This is a genomic window from Clostridium sp. TW13, assembly GCF_024345225.1.
Lineage (GTDB): Bacteria > Bacillota > Clostridia > Clostridiales > Clostridiaceae > Inconstantimicrobium > Inconstantimicrobium mannanitabidum.
Map to the genome: position 1 here is coordinate 183,883 of NZ_BROD01000001.1, position 22,307 is coordinate 206,189.

Below are 22,307 nucleotides of genomic sequence, written 5' to 3' on the forward strand. Positions count from 1 at the left end.
ATTAGATAAGGAATTGATTCATGGAGGGATTTAATATGGATAATAACAATAATGAAATTAATAATAATAATCAAAATAATGACTTCATTATATTAAATGATCAAAACGAAGTTAAAAATACAAATCAAAATTATACAGTGTATGAAGCTAATTCATCCAATACAAATAACGGAAAAGAAAATTTCGATGATTATTATGTGAATTTTAGTTCACAATCTATGACTAAAGAAAAAAAACCTAAGAAAGCTAGTGGAAAAGGCAAAAAGGTTGTTGGAGTTTTATGTGGAGTATTAGTTTGTACATTATTAGGTGCAGGAGTAGGAGTAGGAACTACAATTTACTTAAGTAAAAATACAGAATTATTGGGTGCAACGAATGTTAAAAAGGTGGTATATGAATCACCAACCTTTAAATCAGATAATTCAACTCTTTCAGTTGTGAATGCAGTTAATAAAGTAAAACCAGCAGTTGTTACGGTGTCAACAAAATCAGTAGCTTCAAATGGAGTTTTCTCGCAACAACAAGAAGGAGTTGGTTCTGGATTTATAATAGATAAAGAAGGACATATACTTACTAATTATCATGTTATAGCAAATTCTACACAAGTAAAGGTAACATTAAGTAATAATAAAGAAGTTAATGCTAAAGTAGTAAACTATGATCAATCTCAAGATTTAGCTGTTATTAAAATTACAGACAATGTTCAGTTGCCAGGAATAGCTGAATTAGGAGATTCAGATTCAGTTCAAGCTGGAGAAGAGGTAATTGCTATAGGAAGTCCTTTAGGAAAACAATTTACAGGAACAGTTACTAAAGGGATAATTAGTGCAGTGAATAGATCTTTAAGTTCTAATAGCAGTTCAACATTCTTACAAACTGATGCAGCTATAAATCCAGGAAATAGTGGTGGACCATTAATTAACTCTAAAGGACAGGTTATTGGTATTAATACATCAAAGATAGCTTCAGATTCATCATCAGAGGGTGGAAATGCAGTAGAAGGAATTGGTTTCTCTATTCCAATAAATACAGCTAAAGAAAGAATCACTGCATTATCAAAGCCATTATTAAAAATGGGAATAACTATTACAAATATAACATCAGATCTTGCTAAACAATATAATGTTCCAGTTGGAGTTGGTGTTACTGAAGTTCAAGAATTTAGCCCAGCAGCTAAGGCTGGAATTAAAGTAAATGATGTAATTATAAAGTTCGGTGGAAAAACAGTTAAGACTGGAGAAGAACTTAATAAATTAAAAGGTACTTATAAGAATGGAGATGTAGTTCCAATAGTAGTATCTAGAGATAATAAAGAAGTAACTCTAAAGATAACTTTAGAAGAAAGTTCAAACTAATTATAGAATAGAAAAATAAATTATATTTTCCTGCCAAGTTTTTCTCACATTCATTTCAAAAGGCAGATGCGTAAAAAAATCACAGGCTACATACTCGCCTGTGATTTTTTTATGTTCTATAAGATTTGAAGGATACATATTAATTTATAAAGCAATGATAGCAGGAATAATTATGTATTTCAGAAATATATCTGTAGATAAATTTATTAGTTTATTTGAGAAATATCCCATATTTCAGAAGGGGAAATATATTTTGAGAAAGCCAGATAGGGGAGATGCTGAAGATATTTTTAATATATTCAGTGATGACTATACTATGGAATTGATAAGAGCTCCTAAGTTAACGTCTAAAAAAGAGGCAATTAACTTTATTGACTCGTTACATGAGTTTTTTAAGAGAAAAGAAAGAATTGATTTGGTTATATTGGATGAAGAAGAGGAAAAAATTATAGGGTTATTAGCAATTCATAATATATCTTTTATAGATTTAAGGGTTGAATTAGGGTTTATTCTTAGTAAAGAATATAGAGGAAAAGGCATTATGAAATATATACTAGAATGGATTATAGAACTTCTTTTTCAGAAATATAACATTTATAAGGTAAGTTTATTAGTAAATATAGAAAATGAATCATGTATTAATTTATGTAAAAAGCTAAATCTGAAAAATGAGGCTAGATTAATAGGTTATTTTTATAATAGAATAACAAAAGAGCATGAAGATGTGTTTGTTTTTACAAAATTTAATAAGAATTGTTTAGATAAAATGATTAAATAATAAAATTTATTAATAAGACTTGAAAAAAATTTTAAAAGTGTTACAATAATAATTGTCTTGTTAATAAGGCCTGTTGGTCAAGTGGTTAAGACGTCACCCTCTCACGGTGAAATCAGGGGTTCGATTCCCCTACAGGCTACCAAAGTAACTCTTAAAGCTTATAGAATAGGCTTTGAGAGTTTTTTATTTTATCCCAATATTTATAATAGAATTGCAATTTAACCCCAATTTAACTCCAAAGTAATTAAACCTAATAGGACTTAATTGATATTTAATACAGCAGTGTTTGAAAATGGAAATTTTAAATGATATAATAAAATTATAATATAGACTATAAGTCTAATATAGTTTTGATATGTGTAATTTGTCATAAGTTACTTCATTATGGAAGAATAGAAGATAGGATAGAGATATTACGCTATCTGTATTATTTTAGAATACATAAACTTAAAGAAGATAGATTATAGGTTAGATTTAAACTTTGAGGAACTATTAGATATTTATATATGGAGGTGATTGAATGAAGAAAAAGAAAAATAAGCTTCACAAAATATGGAGAGAAGATGATGTAGAAAGCTATGTAGATGATTCAACAATAAATATACAACTTATAATTTTGGTAGTACTACTATTGGTAATAGGAATAAGAATTTACATGGTTTTTAATAGATAAGAGTGATTTGAATTATTTATACAATATGTAGTTAACCGGTTCTACATTTTACAGAGAGTTTCAGCTATTCACTATGAAAGATGAATCAGGGTTTAGATTCCCCTACAGGCTACCAAAAAGCTACAAACTTTTAGTTTGTAGCTTTTTTATTCCTTTAGGTTAGAGCAATAATATACTTGTGAAGTAGTAGAGCAAAAATACTTATATAGTATTATCCACAAGCAATATTAAAAATGTTGACAAATTGTTGATGAATTGTGGATAACATGTTGAAAATAATAAAGAGTAATTCTATTTTTCATATATAGATAGTATCTTATCATCAGAAACAGGAGTAGGTTTTGCAAGCATAGAATTTATTTTTTCTTTAATCTCAAAGTTTATTGAAGTTGAGATTACTAGGTCTGCTATGGAATTGAAATCATCAAAAGATGCAAAAATGGCAGCTTTATCTAATATGCTATTATTTGCTTCAGTCTTATTGCATATGACAATTGAATTGCAATAAATTGCTTCCATAGCTGATAAAGGATAGTCATTATAGTCAGAAAAGTCTATAGTACATATTGCAGCTGAATATAATACAGGTATGTGTGAATATTTTACTAAGCCTAAAAAATGTACATTATCTTCTAGCATATATTCAGCTATTAAGGTTTTTAACTTTGAGTAGTAATCATCTCTTTTTCCAGTATAATCTCCAGCTATAACTAAATGAATGCTTTTATCTTTATCATTTATTTCTTTTAAAAGCAACAAGACCTTGTCTAGCATCTTTTTTTCTGTAATGCTTCCTACAAAAAGAATGAATGGAAAGTTAATTTCGTAGTGCTTTTTTATAAAATCTGTTGAGAATAAAAAGCCTTTATCATTAAAAAAGCTGCTTATTTTAGGTGGAATGACTTCGATTTTATCTTCTACAACATTAAAATTGTTTATAATTTCACCTTTAGTAAATTCAGATAATGTGATGATCTTATCTGAATTTTCTAAGGCATTCGGCACTAAAGATATAAATTTATTATAGTATTTCTCATTTACCGCGTCTTTGTGTGTTATTGGATATACAGAATGAATTGTAGATATATATTTGCAGCATTTTTCTTTTGGAATACTAAAGCCATTGTTAGGTGAATGATATATGTCAACTTGATTTTCTTCAAGAAATTTAATTAATTCTGAAAAATTACTAGAAGTTCTATCGATACTTAGTGGAATATAATTCACATTTGTGAGCCTCTCCCAATAGTGTTTTAATGGAAAACTATCCCATAATGCAAAAATTTGTTCAAAACTGTTACTTTGATTTGCATAGGTTATGATTTCTCTGGAATAAGAAAATAGAGAAGTCCCAGGTAATTTAGAAGAAGCTAAAGCATCTATACATAATTTCATAGTCAAACCTCCTTACATAAACTCTTCATCAATGTCTAAGATTTCTTTATTAGCTGTAAGTAAATCCTGAGTATCTTTTTCGGAAACTTCAATTTTGTCTGTTGATGACTTAGAAGAAGTTAACTCCATAGAAGTATCCAAAGAATAGCATAAAATGAATTGCAGATTTGCTTTAACCACACGTTTTTCTAGTGGATATATATTAGCATCAATTAGAAATAATTTATAGTTTGAAACATTAATAGGAATAGATGCACTTATGCATAAAGGGTATTCTCTAGTAAGGGTACTATGTTTATTATCATTATCTATAAATTCAAGTGTATACTTTTTTATTCCATCAAATGACAAAATTTTATTTTTTTTTAATTTAATTATGCTATTATTAGTAGTGTAAAAATCAATGACCATTTTAGTAATATATTTAATAGAAGGACTTTTTCTTTTGGTAAAAAATAAATCGGTATCCTGAATTAACAAATGATTATAATAATCTGATTTGGATATTTCCTCTAAAGGCGTAAGTCCTAAAAAATCTATATTATCTTTTTTCATAAAAAACCTCTTTGTAATTACTTGTTATTATGTATATGAAAAAAAGTTTAATAATATATTTCACAAATTAAAAATATAGTATTAGGAGAAGTACCGTGGATAAAATAGTTTTAGTGATTATATCTATCTTTTTTGTGATAGGAGGAATTGATTACATATTAAATAATCGATATGGTTATGGAGAAAAGTTTGAGACAGGAATAAAATCTATGGGGGCCTTAGCTTTGGCTATGGGAGGAATATTAGCTATATCACCTCTTTTTGGTAATGCATTAAGAGGAATTGTAATACCAATTGCCAGATGGACAAGCGTTGATCCATCTATATTTACTTCAATATTTTTAGCTAGTGATATGGGTGGTTTGCAAATTGCGAGGCAGTTAAGTGGAGGAAGCATTATTGGGCAGTACACAGGAATAATAATTTCATCTAATTTAGGAGCAACAATAAGTTTTTCTATTCCATTAGCTTTAGGAATGATAAAAGATAAGGATTATGATGTATTTTTCAAAGGAATAATAATAGGAATAATTACTGTTCCAGTAGGTGGAGTTGTAGCTGGATTAATGATGGGAATAAAGTTTCAATTATTAATAATTAATTCTATGCCAATAATTATTCTCTCAATATTATTAGTTATAGGTTTTAGATGTTCTGCATATTATATGATAAAGGCCTTTAAGATATTAGGTAAGTCAATTTTTATATTAGCTATTATTATATTCATTATATTAGGAAGTTTGGAGGTATGTTCTGTTAATTTACCAGAGGGGATTACGCCACTAAGTGATACATTTAAGGTAGTAGGGAGAATAGCTTTAGTAGTAGGTGGTGCTTTGCCAATGATTGAAGCTATGAAAAGATATTTGGGAAATTATTTAGAGCTAATAGGTAAAAAATTCAGATGTGGTAAAGTTGCTATATCAGCACTTATAGGAAGTCTTGCATCTAATATAATTGCATTTGCTAGTTATAATGATATTAATGATGATGAAAAATTATTAATAACGGCATTTAGCGTATCTGGAGCATTTGTCTTGGGTGGGCAGATGGGTTTTATATCTATGATGGCTAGAAATTTCTTAATACCTTATATTGTCTCAAAAATTATTAGTGGTGGAAGTGCCTTAATTATTGCATTTTATTGCATAAAAAGAAAAAGCAATTAATTTACGTGGTAAATTAAGATTTTCTATGAATTAAGGAACTAAATATTAGTTTAATATGTAATTTACCTAAATTTAAGCAAACAGAGAATTTGCCGTAAGTTGAGTTGTAAGATATAAAGGTGTAATGTTGTATTATGACCAGTCGGTATAAATAATCTGATAATTAGGAATTAGGGGGATTAATATGAAAGTAGTTGAGAATTTAGAGAAATATGCTAAGGAAACAGTGGTTAAAAGTGTCTTTGAAATAATTGATAAAAATCCAGAAAAAAATGTGGACAAAATATTCTCATTAATAAAGGCTTTGGCAAAGGATGATGATTCAAAAGAAGGAATAGAGAATGTTCAAAGCTATTATAGAGATATACCGTCTGTAAATGAATATGTTAATGATATTTTAAAAAATACAAATAAAAATTGTTTGAAAAAATTTTTTACAAACTTTTTAGCTAACGCTATTTGGAGTGGAGTGCCTAAGAGGGCTAAATGGTTGGAAAAAGAGGATACAAAGGTACCATTTGTTTTATTAATAAGTCCCTCTATGAGATGCAACAAGAGATGTGTGGGTTGTTATGCTGCAGAATATGATAAAACATCTGGCCTTAGCTATGAAGAAGTTGATAGAATAGTTGGACAAGCGCACGATTTAGGAATACATTTTATAATTGTTTTAGGTGGAGAACCTTTCTTTGTTGACTTCATGTGGAAAATATATGAAAAGTATAGTGATATACAGTTTGTTCCATTTACAAATGGAACATTATTTACTGATGAAGTTGCAGATAATATGGCTAGACTTGGTAATGTGATGCCAATGTTCTCATTAGAAGGGTTCGAGAAAGAGACAGACGCAAGAAGAGGTGCTGGTACTTTTAATACAGTAATGAAGGGAATGGATCTTTTAAATAGCAGAGGAGTTCCTTTTGGAGTTTCTTCAGCAACTGCAAGAAATAATGTAGAAACAGTAACTTCAGATGCTTTTATTGATATGCTTATAGAGAAAGGTGCAAGAATGAGTTGGTATTTTATTTATATGCCAGTGGGAGAAAAACCAAATGTAGATAATATGCTTACACCTGAACAAAGAATTGAACTTGGAAGAAGCACAAGAAGGATAAGAACAACAAAGCCATATTTTACAATAGATTTCTTTAATGATGCTCCATATGTGGGAGGCTGTATTGCAGGAAAGTATTACTGTCACATAAATTCTAATGGAGATGTAGAACCTTGCATTTTTGCTCACATTTCAGTGGACAACATTAGAAATAAAGATCTGATTGATGTATTTAGAGGAAGTATGTTTAAAGAACTTAGACAGCGTCAACCATATAATAAAAATATGCTTAGACCATGTATGATGATTGATAATCCTCATGTAATTAGAGAAGTAGCTAAAGCAAGTGGCGCTCATCCAACAGATCCTAGTGCAGCTGCAATGCTTAATGATGTTGAATTTCAGCATAAGTTAGAAAAGTTAGCTAATGATTTTGCTCCTGTAGCAGATGAGGCTTGGCAAACAGATTTTAACAGTAAAGGAAATGATGCCTTTGCTAAAGGCTAAAAGCATATGTATACAAAAAATTCTATGGGTATATTTAATTTTACCCATAGAATTTTTTGTATATTTTGTTGGTAAAAGTTGATTTAATTAATACATTAAGTTATGATATTAAAAGAAAGTGTATGAACCATATTATTAGGTTTATTTATATAATACAGGAGAGTGCTTATGAAAAGGATTGCTGCAGCCCTTATAATGATAATTATATTCTCTTTCACAACAATATCATGTAGTGTAAATACATTTAAAGATGATAAAGTAGTAGAAGGAAATTATAATATTTGGGCCTATGGAGATTATTATTCATATTTAAAAGAGATAGCTGGTAAGTTCATGAAAATAAATCCTAAAATTAAGATTAATATAAAAAATGAGGATATTACTAAATATAAAGAAAATTTGAAAACTGCTATAGATAAAAAAGAATTGCCATCAGCGGTATTATTTAAGGGCAGTGATATGATAGATATTATAAACTATAATAGTAAATGTTTTAGAAATATTTCTTCTGATATTGATGGGATTAAGAAAAAGTTTACTGAAGCAAGACTTGACCAAGTAATTAATAACCAAGGGATATACGGTATACCTATAGATTGCAGACCATTGGTTATGATAATTGATAAAGCTAAGATGGAAAAGTACGGGTTTGAAGCGTCTGACATAAACACATGGCAGGATGCTATAAAAATAGGAAATCAGATTTACTCTAAATCAAAAGGTGGCGATTTTCTTTTCAAGATAACATCAAATCAAGAAACAGAATTTATTAGTATACTTGTAAGACAGTTTAAACAAAGTGATGAAAATTTTAATTTAATTAATGATGCAGATTTAGCGGTTAAAAAAGCAGGATCTATTATAAATCAATTAAAGAAGACAAATACACTTAAAATAGTTAATGAACAATTTACTGGAGTAGCAAGTATAGGATCTTATAAAGAAGCTATAGAACTAAATAAAAAATCATCAGTAGAGGGCTATGTAGTTTCTAATATACCTACTACAGAAGCAGGCGGAGATAAGTTTATTAGTTTAGAGGGAAACAATCTTTTGGTTACCAATAATGGAGAAAACATTGAGGGATTAATAGAATTTATTAAATATGTTGTAAATGATGAAAATTCTATTTCAGCAATACAAAATAATGGAATATATTCGGCTAATACTACTGTATATATGAGAAAGGTTTTTGATAATTCATTTAGTGGATTAGGAGAAGATAAGTTATTAGATAGAATGTCTAATATAATTCTTAAAGAAGAAGATATTAAGTTTATAAATAAAATGAATAATTTTATAAAAGAAAATAGAGATTCAATAATGAAAAATGAGTATAGTGCTTTATTTTAGTACTATACTCATTTTTCATTATACTTCATTTAACACGGCATTATATGCTTTTATGGTATTCATGGCAGTGTTACTCCAAGAAAAGGACTCACTATGTTTCAAGCCTAATATACTTAATTTTAATCTTAATTGTGGATCATTCATTAGCTTTACGATAGCTTTAGCTAATGAATCTCTTGAATGTGGATTAATTAGCATGCCACAGTCAGATATTACCTCAGGTATAGAAGTTGTATTTGACGTTATAACAGGGGCTCCGCAGCTCATGGCTTCTAAAGGTGGGAGACCAAATCCTTCATAAAGAGAAGGGTATATAAAAGCATCACATCCATTGTATAATATAGGTAACATATCATCATTCACATAGCCAGTAAATATTACATGATCATCTAGATGCAGATAAGAGGTATATTTTTTTAATGCCTCTCCTTCATCTCTTAATGCACCTACTAATACTAGTTTTATTTCTTTATTCAGGCTAGATAAAGATTTTTTAAAGGAATATATTAAATGCTTAACATTTTTTCTAGCGCTAAAGCCACCAATATATAAGATGTAATCAGTGCTAAAATCAAATTTATTTTGTACATATTTCTTGCACTTGTATCTATCTAAAACATGATAATTTTCATTAGTAGCTAAAGGTGTTACAAAAATCTTATCCTTATCAAAGGAAGGAAAGAATTTTAATATATCAGACTTAGAATATTCAGAAACAGTAATAATTCCATCACATAAACCTATAATCTCTGGCATGCTTTCCAAAAATTTTTTTAGATATCCACTTCCAACTGTTTCTGGCATCACATATGGAATTAGGTCATGAATGGTTACTATTTTTTTGCACTGTATTTGTGAATTAAGTCCCATTCCATTTTGAGGAATATGATATAAATCAATATTATTTTTTGCAATATATTTAGGTATATATATATTATCAAAGAACCGGCTATGTTTATTTGAGGTCATCACTGTTCTAAATATTTCTTTTGATATACTATTATAATCATTTTGAGTCCAAAAAAGCAGATACTCATTAGCACTATTAATTTTTCCTAGTTCTTGTATTATGTTGTAAGTATATGTTCCTATTCCAGTGCCTTTGGCCCAATTGATACTTCTAGCATCAATTGATATTTTCATTTAATTCACTCCTTATAAACGATTTATATATTATTAATATTCAAAATAAATACAATAGTGAACTTAATATGAAAAAAATCATATACTATATAGTGATTATTTATGGAGGCCTATGATATTGAAGGTAAAGGATGTAATAGAAGAACAATATGATTTAAAAGTAATTAATTATGATAAATTAAAAAACATATATAAGATAGTTACGGATGAAGGCGTTTTTGTATTAAAAATAATTAGATATGAGAGAAAACACTTAAATTTCATATTAGAGGCAATGAATCATTTGCAAAGAAATGAATTTAAAAGTGTGCCAAGGTTTGTACAAACTAAAGAACATAAAGATTATATAGAATTTGGTGATTGTTATGCTTATCTAATTCCGTGGATATATTCAAGACTAAGTAACTATGACAATCCCTTTGATTTAAGATGTGTATCTAAAAAATTAGCTGAACTTCATAATTGCAGTGAAGGTTTTATAATTACTGAAGATATGAATCCTAGGATATATTGGGGAAGATGGATTGAGATATTTACTACAAGAGCTGAAGAAATATTAGATTTTAAGAAACGTATTTATCAGAAAGTAAAAAAATCTAATTTTGATAAGTTATATTTAGAGATGATAGAGGGAGAAATATCAAGAGTAAACAGGGTTTTGGAAAAGCTTGAGAAAAGTAATTATATTGAATACATGAATAAAGAGGTTATGAAATTAGGGTTTTGTCATCATGACTATGCACATCATAATATCTTAATTGATGAAAAAGGACAAATTACAGTTATAGATTTTGATTATTGTATATTAGATACTCATCTTCATGATTTGTGTTCATTAATGATTAGAACTATGAAGGATGGAAAGTGGGATATGAATACAACAAAGATTATTTTGGATAGCTATGGACAGTGCAAGGAGATTGTGAAAGAGGATATACCTATAATGGATGCATTTATTGAATTTCCGCAGCAGTATTGGCAGATAGGACTTCAATATTATTGGGAGATGCAGCCATGGGAAGAAGACTTTTTTATAGAAAAGTTAATGAAATATAGGGAAGATGTTAAGGATAGAGAAGAATTTGTAGAGGAGTTTAGTTATTATAAAGTATAGGAGTTGATATTATGGAGCTAATCTATAAATTGCTTGATGAATTGAATATGGAATATTCTCCTCAGAAGTCTGGAAATATTATTTATGATGAAAATGATATTTTAAAGCAAGTTAAGATTATATCAGAATTTCATAAAGCGGCTCAAAATGTTAATGGTGAGTATTTACTAATCCTAGAGAGCAATTTGGGGAAAAGATTTCAAAGATTAAAGGTTCAGTTAAAGAGAAATGAGCGTTATTTTAATGAAATTAGAGAGAGAGGGGCAACGGATAAGTTTGAAAATGCACTAATAGAAAATTGTTCAAGCATTTTTCAACAAGCAAAATATTCTTTGCAGAAAGCAGAAAATGATTGTGGTTATCTAGAGTTGATTTTAAGATCTATGAATAGAAATGAATTATCCATAGGAGATGGAAGTAGTGAAAATTTATTTCTTAATAAAAAAATAAATGTTAAGAATTTAAAGAAGATAACTTTAGATATGGTGGAATGGGATATGATTAATTTTTTATTTAGAATGAAGAGAAGAAACATAAAATTTGATTGTAATAAAGTGATAAAAGAATTTATTAGACAAGAAGATTTAGAGCAGAGTAGCGAAGATTTCATTAAGTCAATTCTAGAATATCCTTTGGAATTTATGAAATTATGTGACAAAAAAAGACAAGATAAAAAGCCTTGGACAGTTCAGCAGTATGAGAATAAATTATATCTATATATCAATAAGGCATCTGAAAATAAATAGCAAGTTCAAATATATATACTGACTTACTTATTTTTTGAAGATGCCTAAATTAAAATCCTAGTTATAAATAATAAGTAAAGGGTGGTAATTTTGAATAAAGTAAGATATATTTACAGGGAGTATCTTGCAGAATATGATTTGGATATTAGATTATTTGATATTTGGGGATTAAAAATAGAGGATTTATATCCATTACGAAAGGTATTTATAATTAATAGTAGCGAAAAAAAATATATATTAAAAAGAGTTAATTACACAAAGGAATTTAATGAATTTTTGAATGAGAGTTTAGAGTATATTAGAAAAAAATTTAATTATATTCTTGAAATTGAAAAAACTAAAGATGGAAAGTATATTGCTGAATATGCGGGAAAATCTTATGTGCTAATTAATTTAATAGAAGGAAGAGAATGCTCTGTAGAAAATCCAATAGATTTACAGTTAGCCACCAGAGGTATTGCTAATTTACACAGGGCTGGAATCGGAATAAAAGATAAAGTTTCTAAGCAATTTCAAACTTATAATCAAGTAATTAATCTATGCCCAAGTAATATAGCAGAGTTAGAGAGATTAAAATTACAAGTATTAAATTATGAGTATAAGGATGAATTTGATACAAGATTTTTAGGTGAAGTTAATTATATAATAAATGAACTAAAAATTTGTGATTCTATGATACAAGCAATTAACTTAAAGAGGATTAATGAAAATATGGAAGCTATAGTTTTATGCCATAATGATTTAGCTTATCATAATATATTAATTAAAGATCAAGAAGCTTATTTTATAGATTTTGATTATTGTAGCATAGATTATAGAGTAAAGGATATTGCAGAGTTTATTGTGAAAAGTATAAAAAGTACAGACTATGATAAAGAAATGTATGAAATTATCATTGCTGAATATGAAGCAATAAATAGACTAGATGAAGAAGAGAAGAAGTTGTTAAAAGTATTTTTAAGGTATCCTAAAGAAATAGTTGAACTAATAATTAACTATTATTATAAAAGAAAGAATTGGACTCAAGAAACATTTATTTCATTGATGGATACAAAAATAGAACAGGAAAAGCAAAAAGTACAGTTTTGGAATTCAAACTTTAAATAGCAAATAAATATAAAATAGAAGGTATAAATTCTAGAATTTATACCTTCTATTTTTAATAACATATAAAGTTAGTAATTACTTGTATCATAGGCAATATGATTATATGCCTCTAAGGTATCATAAGCAGTTTTTTTCCAATTGAATCTTGAAGCATGTACAAGTCCTTTGGTAATTAAGTTTGAGGCAAGTGATTTATCTTGCAAGATATTAAGCATACCTTCTGCCAGTGAGTTAGTATCCATAGGATTAACAAGAAGAGCGTTATCTTGTAAAATTTCAGGGATAGAAGTTTCTGTAGACGCAATAACTGGTGTACCGCAGGCCATAGCTTCTAGTGGAGGTAATCCAAAACCTTCATAAGAAGAAGGATAAGCAAAGAGTTTAGCTGAATTATAAAAAATAGGCATATCAGACATTGGAATAAATCCTGGGAAAATTATATCAGAAGATAGATTTAATTCATCAGCTCTTTTCTTATATATAGGATAAGAAATACCTTTATTGCCTACTATAACTAGTTTAATATCTTTTTTATATTTTGAACGAAGTAAAGCAAAAGCATCTATTAATGATAGTATATTTTTTCTTGGACTAAAGCCACCAACATATAATATATAATCAGAATCAATAGAGTATTTGCTATTCAATATATTTTTACAATGATGTAAATTCAAAGGCGTATATATATCCTCAGCAGCTAAATAAGTTACAAATACTTTTTCCTTAGGATAATTAAATTCTTTACAGATATCATTTTTAGAAAATTCAGAAACAGTTATGATACCATCAATATTTTTTATCATCTTAGGAATAGCCTCATGAAAGATATTAAGATATCGTTCTGAGCATGTTTCTGGCATTCTTAATGGAATAATATCGTGTAGAGTAATTATTTTTTTGCAGTTAATATTATCTGACAAACCAACACCATTTTGAGGTACGTGATAGATATTTATATTATCGTCTGTTAATATATTAGGTATTTCGACTTGCTCCCAAAAGTTTGAATCAGATTGCTGATTAACACTTATTTGAGTGAAATTATCTCTTAATTTTTTATCAAAAGTTATGTTTTCAGGCATAAAAATTGTATAGGAATTAAGAAAATCTATTTGATTTATATTATTTATTAATTGATAGGTGTAAGTTCCAATACCAGTTCCACGATACCATTTTGCAGCTCTGCCATCTATAGCAATATTCATAGAAAACCCTCGTACAGTGATTATAGTTTATTATATTAATTAATGTGAAAAAATGTTAATAAATAATTTTACTGCCACATATAAATATAAAGGAGGTGGGAGTCTATGATGAGAGAATTTGAAATAGAAAGACAATTCAATATAAAAATACTAGATCTGAAGCCTAAAAAAGGAGTGTATCATATAAAGACTGAAAAGGGGGACAAATGCTTAAAAAAGATAAATTATGGACCACAAAAATTAGCATTTATTTATGGTGCCAAGCAGCATTTAATTAATAATGGATTTCCATATGTTGATAAATATGATTTAAATGTTGAAGGTGAACCATTTGCTTTAGTTAACGAGGATTTGTATACATTATCTGAATGGATACCAGGTAGGGAATGTGATTTCAATAACATAGAAGATGTAAAGATTGCAGCTAAGACTCTAGCAAATTTACACGAATGTTCAAAGGGGTATGACCCACCTGAAAATTCAACATTAAAAACAGATATAGGAAGATGGCCTAAGATAATGGAAAAGAGGATTAAGTCCTTTGATAAGATGAGAGACATGTGTAGAAAGAAAAATATAAAAAGTGATTTTGATTTAAAATACTTAAAGAATATGGAATTTTATAAGGAACTAGGTAAGCAGGCTTATGAGAATTTAAATGAGTCAGACTATTTTATTTTAAGCGCTGAGGCTGAGGAAAATAAGATATTCTGTCACCATGATTTTACTTATCATAATATAATTTTATCTGAAGATGATAATGTATATGTAATAGACTTTGATTATTGCAAGAGAGAGATTAGAGCTTATGATATTGCTAATTTTATTGTTAAAGTGTTGAAAAGGGTAGAGTGGAATATTGAATATGCTAAAGCTATATTAGATTCATATAATGAAGTTTCACCAATAAAAGAAAGTGAATACAAGGTTATATATGCATTTCTATTATTTCCTCAAAGGTTTTGGAGATTAGCTAATAGATATTACTATAATGATGGAAATTCTATGAGAACAAATATGCTTAAGAAGATTGATAGCATATTTGAAGAGAAGGACTTCTACTTAACATTCATCAATGAATTTAAGAGGATATATGAATAAAAAAATATATATTTGTGTAAGTAAAGATACCTTAAATGTAAATTTGGGGTATCTTTATTTAGTTATATATAATGCTATTTTGGAGGAATTCAATAACAAAATTATAAGCCTAATCATATTATATTAAATAGAGTAATTTTAGGAGAAAATCTATGAAAATTGGAGATACAGTAGTAAGGAAATCTTATGGAAAAGATGTTACTTTTAAAATAATTGATATAAGGGAAGAAGAAAATCAAATTATTTATGTATTGAAGGGTATAAATATAAGAATAATTGCAGATGCTAAAACAGAAGATTTAGAAGAGGTAGACAGCGATTATGTAGGTGAACAAGATAAAATATTTAATACTAGAATTAATGAAACAATAAAGAGAGTAATGATTAATCGAGCAGAGATAGGAACTAGATTTACTAAGGTTGGCAAAATCGAACAAAAAGAAGAATTATTTTTCGGAAGGCCAGGGAAAATTCTACACATTGATGGAGATAACAATTACTTAAATGCATGTCTGAAAGTATATAAGCAATTAAATTTAGATGCTGTAGGGAGAGCTATAGCAGAGAGTGAACAGTCAAGCAAAGTTGTAGATATAGTAAAAGAAATAAGACCAGATATAGTAGTTTTGACAGGTCACGATGGATTGCTTAGGAATTCTAAAGATTATCTTAATCTCAATAACTACAGAAATTCCAAATATTTTATTGAGGCTGTAAAACAACTTAGAAGTTTCAATTCTAGTTATGATGAACTTGTTATATTTGCAGGTGCTTGTCAATCATGCTATGAAAATATTTTAGATGCAGGGGCTAATTTTGCTAGTTCTCCTAATAGGGTGTTGATTCATTGTTTGGATCCTGTGTTTGTGTGCGAAAAAATAGCGTATACAAGAATTGATAAAGTGGTATCTATATCTGAAGTACTTGAAAATACGATAACAGGGAATAAAGGAATAGGTGGATTACAAACAAGGGGGAAATACAGAGAAGGATACCCTAAATCACAATATATTACATGATATTAATGAAAAATTAATATTTTTTTAACATTGACAAAGTGTTAAAGCGGTGATAAAATATAATATTTACTTGACAAAAGAAGAAATATTATTTATAATATAAAATGAAAGAGGGTGTTAATTTTGGAAAAAATAAGAACATTATATTCTATCCGAAAAGACATAGAGGGACATCTTGGAGAAAAAGTTACTTTGAAGGCTAATGGTGGTAGAAGAAAAGTATTAGTCAATAATGGAACACTTGAAAGTGCATACCCTAGTATATTTGTAGTAAGATTAGATAGTGACACCCAAAGAACGGTAACATTTAGTTATTCAGATGTTTTGACTAAGACAGTACAGTTAGTTTTTGCATGATAAACTTAATGTTTTTTCATTAGGTTTTTATATCAATAGACTAATTAATGTTTTACATTATTAATAAATCCCTAAAATCATTGAAGTTTGCTCAGATGATTTTAGGGATTTAATTCTACTTAAATTATAATTAAACAAAAAAAAGAAAGACGGTGGGTTGCCATCTTTCAACTATGGTATAAAAGGGTATTGAGAATTTATGAGAGGTTATATGGTCAATAACCAATTACTATAATACGACATACTTAAATAAATGTCAACAATTATTTTCAAAAAAATTGTTGAAAAATATATTAAATGCGTTTAGATTTAAAATCAAAGCCTAAAAAATATATATTTTTTATTTTACATATAAGAATATTTAATAAGCTAACCAAGTATATATAAGTAGAAATATATATAGGGAGGTAAGCTATGGAAAATATTAATATAATAAAGGAAAATATTGGTTTTGAAAAACTATTTAACGAAGGCAATTGGGAAAATGTAGTGAAAGGGGAATATTTAATACCAGATACACATCCTGACGTGTATAAGGTAGTAGCTGTTGATGCTAAACCAGTAATAAATAATATTGAAACATTGAATGATAAATTTCTTGTAGAAGGTGAAATTCAATATGATGTTATGTATCTAACAAAGGAAGAAGAAAGATTAGGTGTACACACAGTAACTTACAATGATAAATTTGCAAATTATATTGACATATCTGGCTTGGAACATAATATGATATGTGAAGTTGAATGCAATATTGAACATATTTATGCAAATATAATTAATGAGAGAAAAGTTGGGCTAGAAGGAATCGTTAATCTAGTATATGAGATTTATAATAAAGGTAGTATAGATGTTGTAAAAGATATAGAGGCAGATGACCATATAGAAATGAAGAAAAAGGTAGAAAATTTTGACAAGATAGTAGCCGAGAAAAACTTGGATATGGCAGGTAAAGAGAAAATTACTATAGGGTCAGAGAAAAATGAAATAGATAGCATAGTAAAATGTGTTGGATTATTGCACAAGAAGGATGTAAAAATTTCTGATGGAAAAATTATATGTTCTTGCTTTGTAAAATTTAATATTATTTATAAGGGAAAGAACTCTGGTGAGCTATACTCTCTTGAGGAAGATATTTTCGTAAGCAAAGAAGAAGATGCAGATTCTATGGATTCTAATATGACTATATTAGATGATTTTAATTTAATCCAAGCGAGATGTGCTTTAGAAGAAGATGATTTAGGTGAAAAGAGAATAATAGATTTAGAGGGAGCTATACAAGTTAACTTAAAGGTATATGACAAGTTAACTGTAGAGGTATTAGATGATGCATATATGACTGATGCATTAATTGATGTTAAAAGAAAAGAAGTAGAGTTGTCTTATTTATTAGGATTTTCAAAGCTAGAATCTATTGTTAAGGATAATTTATATATGTCAGATAAGGACTCTAAGCCTGTAGAAGTTATAAATTGCAAAGGAAAGGTTGAAGTTCTAGATAAAAAAGTAGAGGATGGAAAGATTAAAGTTGAAGGATTTGTTAAGGTAGAGGTTATATATAGAGTCGATGAAACTGGGAATATGAACAGAATAAATGGAGAAATTCCGTTCAATACAAGTATGGATTTAGATGCTTCTAATTCTAATGCTAAAGCAGTTGTAAAGTGCTCTATTGATAATATTCAATCTTCAATTGAAGCTAATACTATAGCTGTAAAAGCAGTAGTTAATACAGCAGTAAGAGCTTGGGGAGAATCAAAGAAGAATTGTGTTGTAGATATAGAAGAATTAGATGGGGAAGTTCCTAGTAAAAAACATTCAGTTACTATATACACAATACAACAAGGAGATACTCTTTGGGATCTAGCAAAACTATACAATACAACTGTAGATAACATTATGAAAATTAATGATTTAGAAGAAGAAAAGGATATAGAAGTTGGAGATAAATTAATAATACCAGGAAAAGCATTAATAGCATAAAATAAGGCATTTAGCAATATATAATAAGTCACAATGTCTATCACAATGGCTTGTTTATTTTTGAAGATGTCTAAATTAAAGAATATCTGTGTTACTTTTAGAGAATACTCTCTAGTAGCACAGATTTTTTTGTTTGCAGTTTTTTGCACATATTTAGGTGTTTAAAAATGAAGATGTGTAAAAATATTTGAATAAATATTTTTTTATATGGATAAAATAAAAGAAGTTAGATTGTGGGGTGATTTGTTGGAAAAGAATCCAGATACAAGTTTAATAATTATTGGAGGCGCAGAAGATAAAGAACATGATAAGGAAATATTAAAATTTATCGTCTCATTAGTAGATGTGTCAAAAGATCAAATAGTAGTTGCGACAGTAGCTAGCGAGGAACCTAAAAAGGCTAGAGAGAAATACAATAAGGTATTCAAAGAACTAGGAGTTGCGAATATAAAAACATTAAATATTGATAAGAGACTAGATGCATTTGATCAAAAGAATATAGAGTTAATTAAAACTGCAGATTTAATATTTTTTACTGGAGGAGATCAACTTAGAATTACTAGTATATTAGGAGGAACCCCTATATATGATGAGATGAAGCGAGCTAGTAAGAGAGAATGTTATTTTGTAGGAACTTCAGCTGGGGCTTCTGTTATGAGCACTACCATGATAATAGGTGGCAAGGATGAAGATTCACCTAGAAAATGTACAATAAAGATGGCACCAGGGTTAGGACTTATAGATGAGGTTATAATTGATCAACATTTCTCTCAACGTGGCAGAATAGGAAGATTATTAGCTGCTGTTGCACAGAATCCACAGATATTAGGCATTGGGATAGATGAAGATACAGCTATAGTTGTAAATAAAGAAAATAAATTAAAAGTAATAGGAAATGGTTCAGTTTATATTGTTGATGGTAGTGAAATTACTTATAGCAACGTGTCTGAACAATTTAGTGACGAAATATTAAGCATGTATAATGTAAAAGTTCATGTATTAACTAAAAATAAAATGTTTGATTTAACAGCAAAGGTACACTTTGAGGAGGCAAAAGAAAAGAATGAAAATAATAAGTGAAAAAGTCTTTGAGGGCAAGAACATATACTCGCATAAAACGTGTATAAGGCTAGATTTAGATTTAGAAGGATATTGTGAAACCCCTACAAAGAACATACCCGACTTTAATAAGCATTTGGTTGATATGCTGCCAGAATTAAAAACTCATAGATGTGGAATAGATGAAGATGGTGGATTTGTGAAAAGATTAAAGGAAGGTACTTATTTAGCTCATGTCTGTGAACATATGATTATAGCAATACAAAACAAACTAGGTATAGACGTAGCTTATGGAAAAGCAAGAGAAATACAAGGTGATATATATTATATAATTTTTCAGTACAAATATAAAAGAGTAGCACTAAATGCAGCATATTTAGCTATTGATATAATAAATTCACTAATCAATCAAAACAAGATTAATTTTAATAAAAGATTTGAATATTTAAAAAATATATTGCTTCATGATAGCGTTGGTCAGTCTACCAAAGCTATATTAGAAGCTGCACAAAAAAGAGGATTGCCCAGTTTAAACTTAGGAGACTCTGGTATATATCAAATAGGTTATGGGAAAAAAGGTAGGCTATTTGCAGCGACTTTAGGAGATAACACTAGATGTATAGGGGTCGATATTTCTTGTGATAAATTACTTACAAAAAAAATATTGAGAGAGAATTTTATCCCTGTAGCACAAGGGGATAAAGTAGTGGATACTATAGAATTAATAAAAATTGGAGAAAAGATAGGGTATCCGCTAGTAATAAAACCTCAATTTGGAAACAAGGGAACTGGTGTTATTCTTAACATTAAAAATAAAACAGAGTTAGTAGAGGCATATTCTGAACTTAAGAAAAAATGTGATGATATCATTATTGAAAAATATGTTAAAGGAAAAGATTATAGAGTATGTGTAGTTGATTATAAAGTTGTAGCAGTAGCTCATAGAATTCCTCCATATGTAATTGGAAATGGAAAGGATACTGTTAAAACTCTTATTAATATTTTGAATAAGGATTTAAAAAGAGGAGAAGATCATGAAAAATCTCTCACAAAAATAAAAATTGATGATATATTAATTAATTATTTAGATAAACAGAATCTAAAATTAAATTCTGTAATACCAGAAGGTCAAAAACTTTATCTTAGAGAAAACGCAAACTTATCTACCGGAGGTATGGCAATTGATTGTACAGATAAAATCAGTGAAGCAAATAGGGCAATGTGTGAGAGAGTGGCAAAAGCTTTAGGATTAGATGTTTGTGGAATAGATATCTGTACTAAGGATATAGGAGCTGATTTAAAGAGTGATGGTGTAGTTGTAGAAGTCAATTCTGCACCAGGTATTAGGATGCATCATTTTCCTAGTAAAGGAAAGCCTAGAGATGTAGCTGGCGCTATAGTAGATATGATGTATAAAAATAACTTTGATAATATTCCGTTAATAGCTGTTACAGGGACTAATGGCAAGACTACCACAACAAGGTTGATTTCGTATGTATATTCTCTTAAGGGATATAATGTTGGTATGACTACTACTAGTGGCATATTTATAGGAGATGAAGCTATAGATATAGGAGATGATACTGGAGCATGTTCAGCGAGAAGTATATTAATAAATAAAGATGTGGATGTAGCTGTGCTTGAAACTGCAAGGGGTGGAATTATTAGGCAGGGGTTAGCTTATGATTTAGCCGATGTAGCTGTATTGACTAACATAACAGAAGATCATCTCGGTATAGATGGCATTAACACTATGGAAGATTTGAGTAAGGTTAAAGCTTTAGTACTTGAAGCTGTAAAACCAGATGGATTTGTGGTTATGAATGCAGATGATAAATGGAGTTTATCAATTGTAGATAGGGTAAAGGCACCAATAATCTATTTTTCAGAAGATGAAAATAACCAATATATACAAAGAAACATAGAGAGAGGTCTGCCTGTTGTCTATGAAAAAAATGAGAAGATAGTAGTAAGAAATAACGGTAAGATTTATGAAATTGCAGATATTAAAGATATACCAATAACACTCGATGGAAAGTTAAAGTATAACGTGAAAAATTCTATGGCTGCATGCGCTGCATTGGTTGCTATGAAGATAGATTATTGCATGATTGCAAAAGGAATCACTAACTTTAACGGAGATGGAAGTGATAATTTGGGAAGGTTTAACTTATTTAATGTTGATGGTGTTAGTGTTGTTTTAGATTATGGACACAATATAGATGGTTACTTATCTGTAATTGATGGGCTAAAGAGTATGAATTATAAATCAATGGTAGGAATTATAGGTATGCCTGGGGATAGAAGTGACGAAGTAATAACCAAAGTAGGAGAAATATGTGGTAAGGCTTTTGATGAGATTTATATTAAAGAAGATTGTGATAGAAGAGGTAGAGAAATTGGAGAGGTTGCTGAGCTATTGAAAATAGGAGTAACAAAAACTAATTCTAAGTCACCAAAGATAATTTTAAGTGAATTAGATGCATTAGACGCAGCAATAAATAATTCTAAACCAGGGACATTGATAATTGAATTCTATGAAGATTTTGATAAATTGTCATCTTATTTAAAAGAAAGAATGGATGAAGGATTAAATGCAGTTGCTCAATCTTACTAAGATAATAATGTTTTTAC

At 28.7% G+C, this 22,307-nt stretch carries 19 protein-coding genes and 1 tRNA gene; 16 read left to right on the forward strand and 4 right to left on the reverse strand.

The genetic code is table 11. The features are described from left to right. Window positions 1-35: 35 nt before the first annotated feature. The 4 genes from OCU47_RS00950 (at window position 36) to OCU47_RS00965 (ending at window position 2,806) form a co-directional block, all read left to right on the forward strand. A complete protein-coding gene (locus OCU47_RS00950; protein ID WP_261826731.1) occupies window positions 36-1,355 on the forward strand; it encodes a S1C family serine protease in 1,320 nt (439 codons plus the stop codon). Between the two features lie 253 nt (window positions 1,356-1,608). Continuing rightward, window positions 1,609-2,133, forward strand: coding sequence for a GNAT family N-acetyltransferase (locus OCU47_RS00955; RefSeq protein ID WP_261826732.1), 525 nt, complete (start codon window positions 1,609-1,611; stop codon window positions 2,131-2,133). 67 nt (window positions 2,134-2,200) lie between these two features. Beyond that, a tRNA-Glu gene (locus tag OCU47_RS00960) sits at window positions 2,201-2,275 on the forward strand. A 378-nt stretch (window positions 2,276-2,653) separates the two neighbouring features. Continuing rightward, on the forward strand, window positions 2,654-2,806 hold the full coding sequence (locus OCU47_RS00965) for a hypothetical protein (RefSeq protein WP_261826733.1): 153 nt from the start codon (window positions 2,654-2,656) through the stop codon (window positions 2,804-2,806). Between the two features lie 291 nt (window positions 2,807-3,097). On the opposite strand, the gene OCU47_RS00970 is transcribed toward OCU47_RS00965, so the two are convergent. After that, window positions 3,098-4,201: a glycosyltransferase gene (locus OCU47_RS00970; RefSeq protein WP_261826734.1), complete on the reverse strand. Its 1,104-nt coding sequence runs from the start codon at window positions 4,199-4,201 to the stop codon at window positions 3,098-3,100. 12 nt (window positions 4,202-4,213) lie between these two features. Beyond that, a complete protein-coding gene (locus tag OCU47_RS00975; protein WP_261826735.1) occupies window positions 4,214-4,756 on the reverse strand; it encodes a hypothetical protein in 543 nt (180 codons plus the stop codon). A 95-nt stretch (window positions 4,757-4,851) separates the two neighbouring features. Here OCU47_RS00975 and eutH point away from each other — a divergent pair, with 95 nt between their 5' ends. The 3 genes from eutH (at window position 4,852) to OCU47_RS00990 (ending at window position 8,842) form a co-directional block, all read left to right on the forward strand. Beyond that, complete coding sequence (gene eutH, locus OCU47_RS00980; RefSeq protein ID WP_261826736.1) at window positions 4,852-5,925, forward strand: ethanolamine utilization protein EutH; 1,074 nt, start codon at window positions 4,852-4,854, stop codon at window positions 5,923-5,925. Between the two features lie 184 nt (window positions 5,926-6,109). Next, window positions 6,110-7,489, forward strand: a complete 1,380-nt coding sequence (locus OCU47_RS00985) for a radical SAM/SPASM domain-containing protein (protein WP_261826737.1) — start codon at window positions 6,110-6,112, stop codon at window positions 7,487-7,489. A 168-nt stretch (window positions 7,490-7,657) separates the two neighbouring features. Further along, window positions 7,658-8,842, forward strand: a complete 1,185-nt coding sequence (locus tag OCU47_RS00990) for an ABC transporter substrate-binding protein (protein ID WP_261826738.1) — start codon at window positions 7,658-7,660, stop codon at window positions 8,840-8,842. 18 nt (window positions 8,843-8,860) lie between these two features. Here the strand turns inward: OCU47_RS00990 and OCU47_RS00995 are convergent, their stop codons facing one another. Further along, window positions 8,861-9,985, reverse strand: a complete 1,125-nt coding sequence (locus tag OCU47_RS00995; protein ID WP_261826739.1) for a glycosyltransferase family 4 protein — start codon at window positions 9,983-9,985, stop codon at window positions 8,861-8,863. Between the two features lie 112 nt (window positions 9,986-10,097). On the opposite strand from OCU47_RS00995, the gene OCU47_RS01000 reads away from it, so the two are divergent. The 3 genes from OCU47_RS01000 to OCU47_RS01010 all read left to right on the forward strand — a co-directional run bounded on the left by OCU47_RS01000 (window position 10,098) and on the right by OCU47_RS01010 (window position 12,952). Further along, the gene (locus OCU47_RS01000) at window positions 10,098-11,099 is read left to right on the forward strand and encodes a CotS family spore coat protein (protein WP_261826740.1); all 1,002 of its coding nucleotides are present in this window, start codon (window positions 10,098-10,100) and stop codon (window positions 11,097-11,099) included. Between the two features lie 11 nt (window positions 11,100-11,110). Beyond that, the gene (locus OCU47_RS01005; RefSeq protein WP_261826741.1) at window positions 11,111-11,845 is read left to right on the forward strand and encodes a hypothetical protein; all 735 of its coding nucleotides are present in this window, start codon (window positions 11,111-11,113) and stop codon (window positions 11,843-11,845) included. A gap of 90 nt (window positions 11,846-11,935) precedes the next feature. Further along, on the forward strand, window positions 11,936-12,952 hold the full coding sequence (locus OCU47_RS01010) for a CotS family spore coat protein (RefSeq protein ID WP_261826742.1): 1,017 nt from the start codon (window positions 11,936-11,938) through the stop codon (window positions 12,950-12,952). A 68-nt stretch (window positions 12,953-13,020) separates the two neighbouring features. Here the strand turns inward: OCU47_RS01010 and OCU47_RS01015 are convergent, their stop codons facing one another. Next, the gene (locus tag OCU47_RS01015; RefSeq protein WP_261826743.1) at window positions 13,021-14,157 is read right to left on the reverse strand and encodes a glycosyltransferase family 4 protein; all 1,137 of its coding nucleotides are present in this window, start codon (window positions 14,155-14,157) and stop codon (window positions 13,021-13,023) included. 105 nt (window positions 14,158-14,262) lie between these two features. On the opposite strand from OCU47_RS01015, the gene OCU47_RS01020 reads away from it, so the two are divergent. The 6 genes from OCU47_RS01020 to cphA all read left to right on the forward strand — a co-directional run bounded on the left by OCU47_RS01020 (window position 14,263) and on the right by cphA (window position 22,290). Next, entirely contained in the window at window positions 14,263-15,258 is a 996-nt protein-coding gene (locus OCU47_RS01020; RefSeq protein ID WP_261826744.1) for a CotS family spore coat protein, read from the forward strand. 152 nt (window positions 15,259-15,410) lie between these two features. After that, window positions 15,411-16,277 carry a sporulation peptidase YabG gene (yabG, locus tag OCU47_RS01025; protein ID WP_261826745.1) on the forward strand — a complete coding sequence of 289 codons (867 nt, stop codon included), beginning with the start codon at window positions 15,411-15,413 and terminating at the stop codon, window positions 16,275-16,277. 123 nt (window positions 16,278-16,400) lie between these two features. Further along, a complete protein-coding gene (locus OCU47_RS01030) occupies window positions 16,401-16,634 on the forward strand; it encodes a Veg family protein (protein WP_261826746.1) in 234 nt (77 codons plus the stop codon). 414 nt (window positions 16,635-17,048) lie between these two features. Further along, entirely contained in the window at window positions 17,049-18,614 is a 1,566-nt protein-coding gene (locus tag OCU47_RS01035) for a DUF3794 and LysM peptidoglycan-binding domain-containing protein (protein WP_261826747.1), read from the forward strand. A 246-nt stretch (window positions 18,615-18,860) separates the two neighbouring features. Next, window positions 18,861-19,694, forward strand: a complete 834-nt coding sequence (locus OCU47_RS01040) for a cyanophycinase (protein ID WP_261826748.1) — start codon at window positions 18,861-18,863, stop codon at window positions 19,692-19,694. After that, on the forward strand, window positions 19,678-22,290 hold the full coding sequence (cphA, locus tag OCU47_RS01045; RefSeq protein ID WP_261826749.1) for a cyanophycin synthetase: 2,613 nt from the start codon (window positions 19,678-19,680) through the stop codon (window positions 22,288-22,290). The genes OCU47_RS01040 and cphA overlap by 17 nt, the downstream gene beginning before the upstream one ends. The last annotated feature ends 17 nt before the right edge of the window (window positions 22,291-22,307 follow it).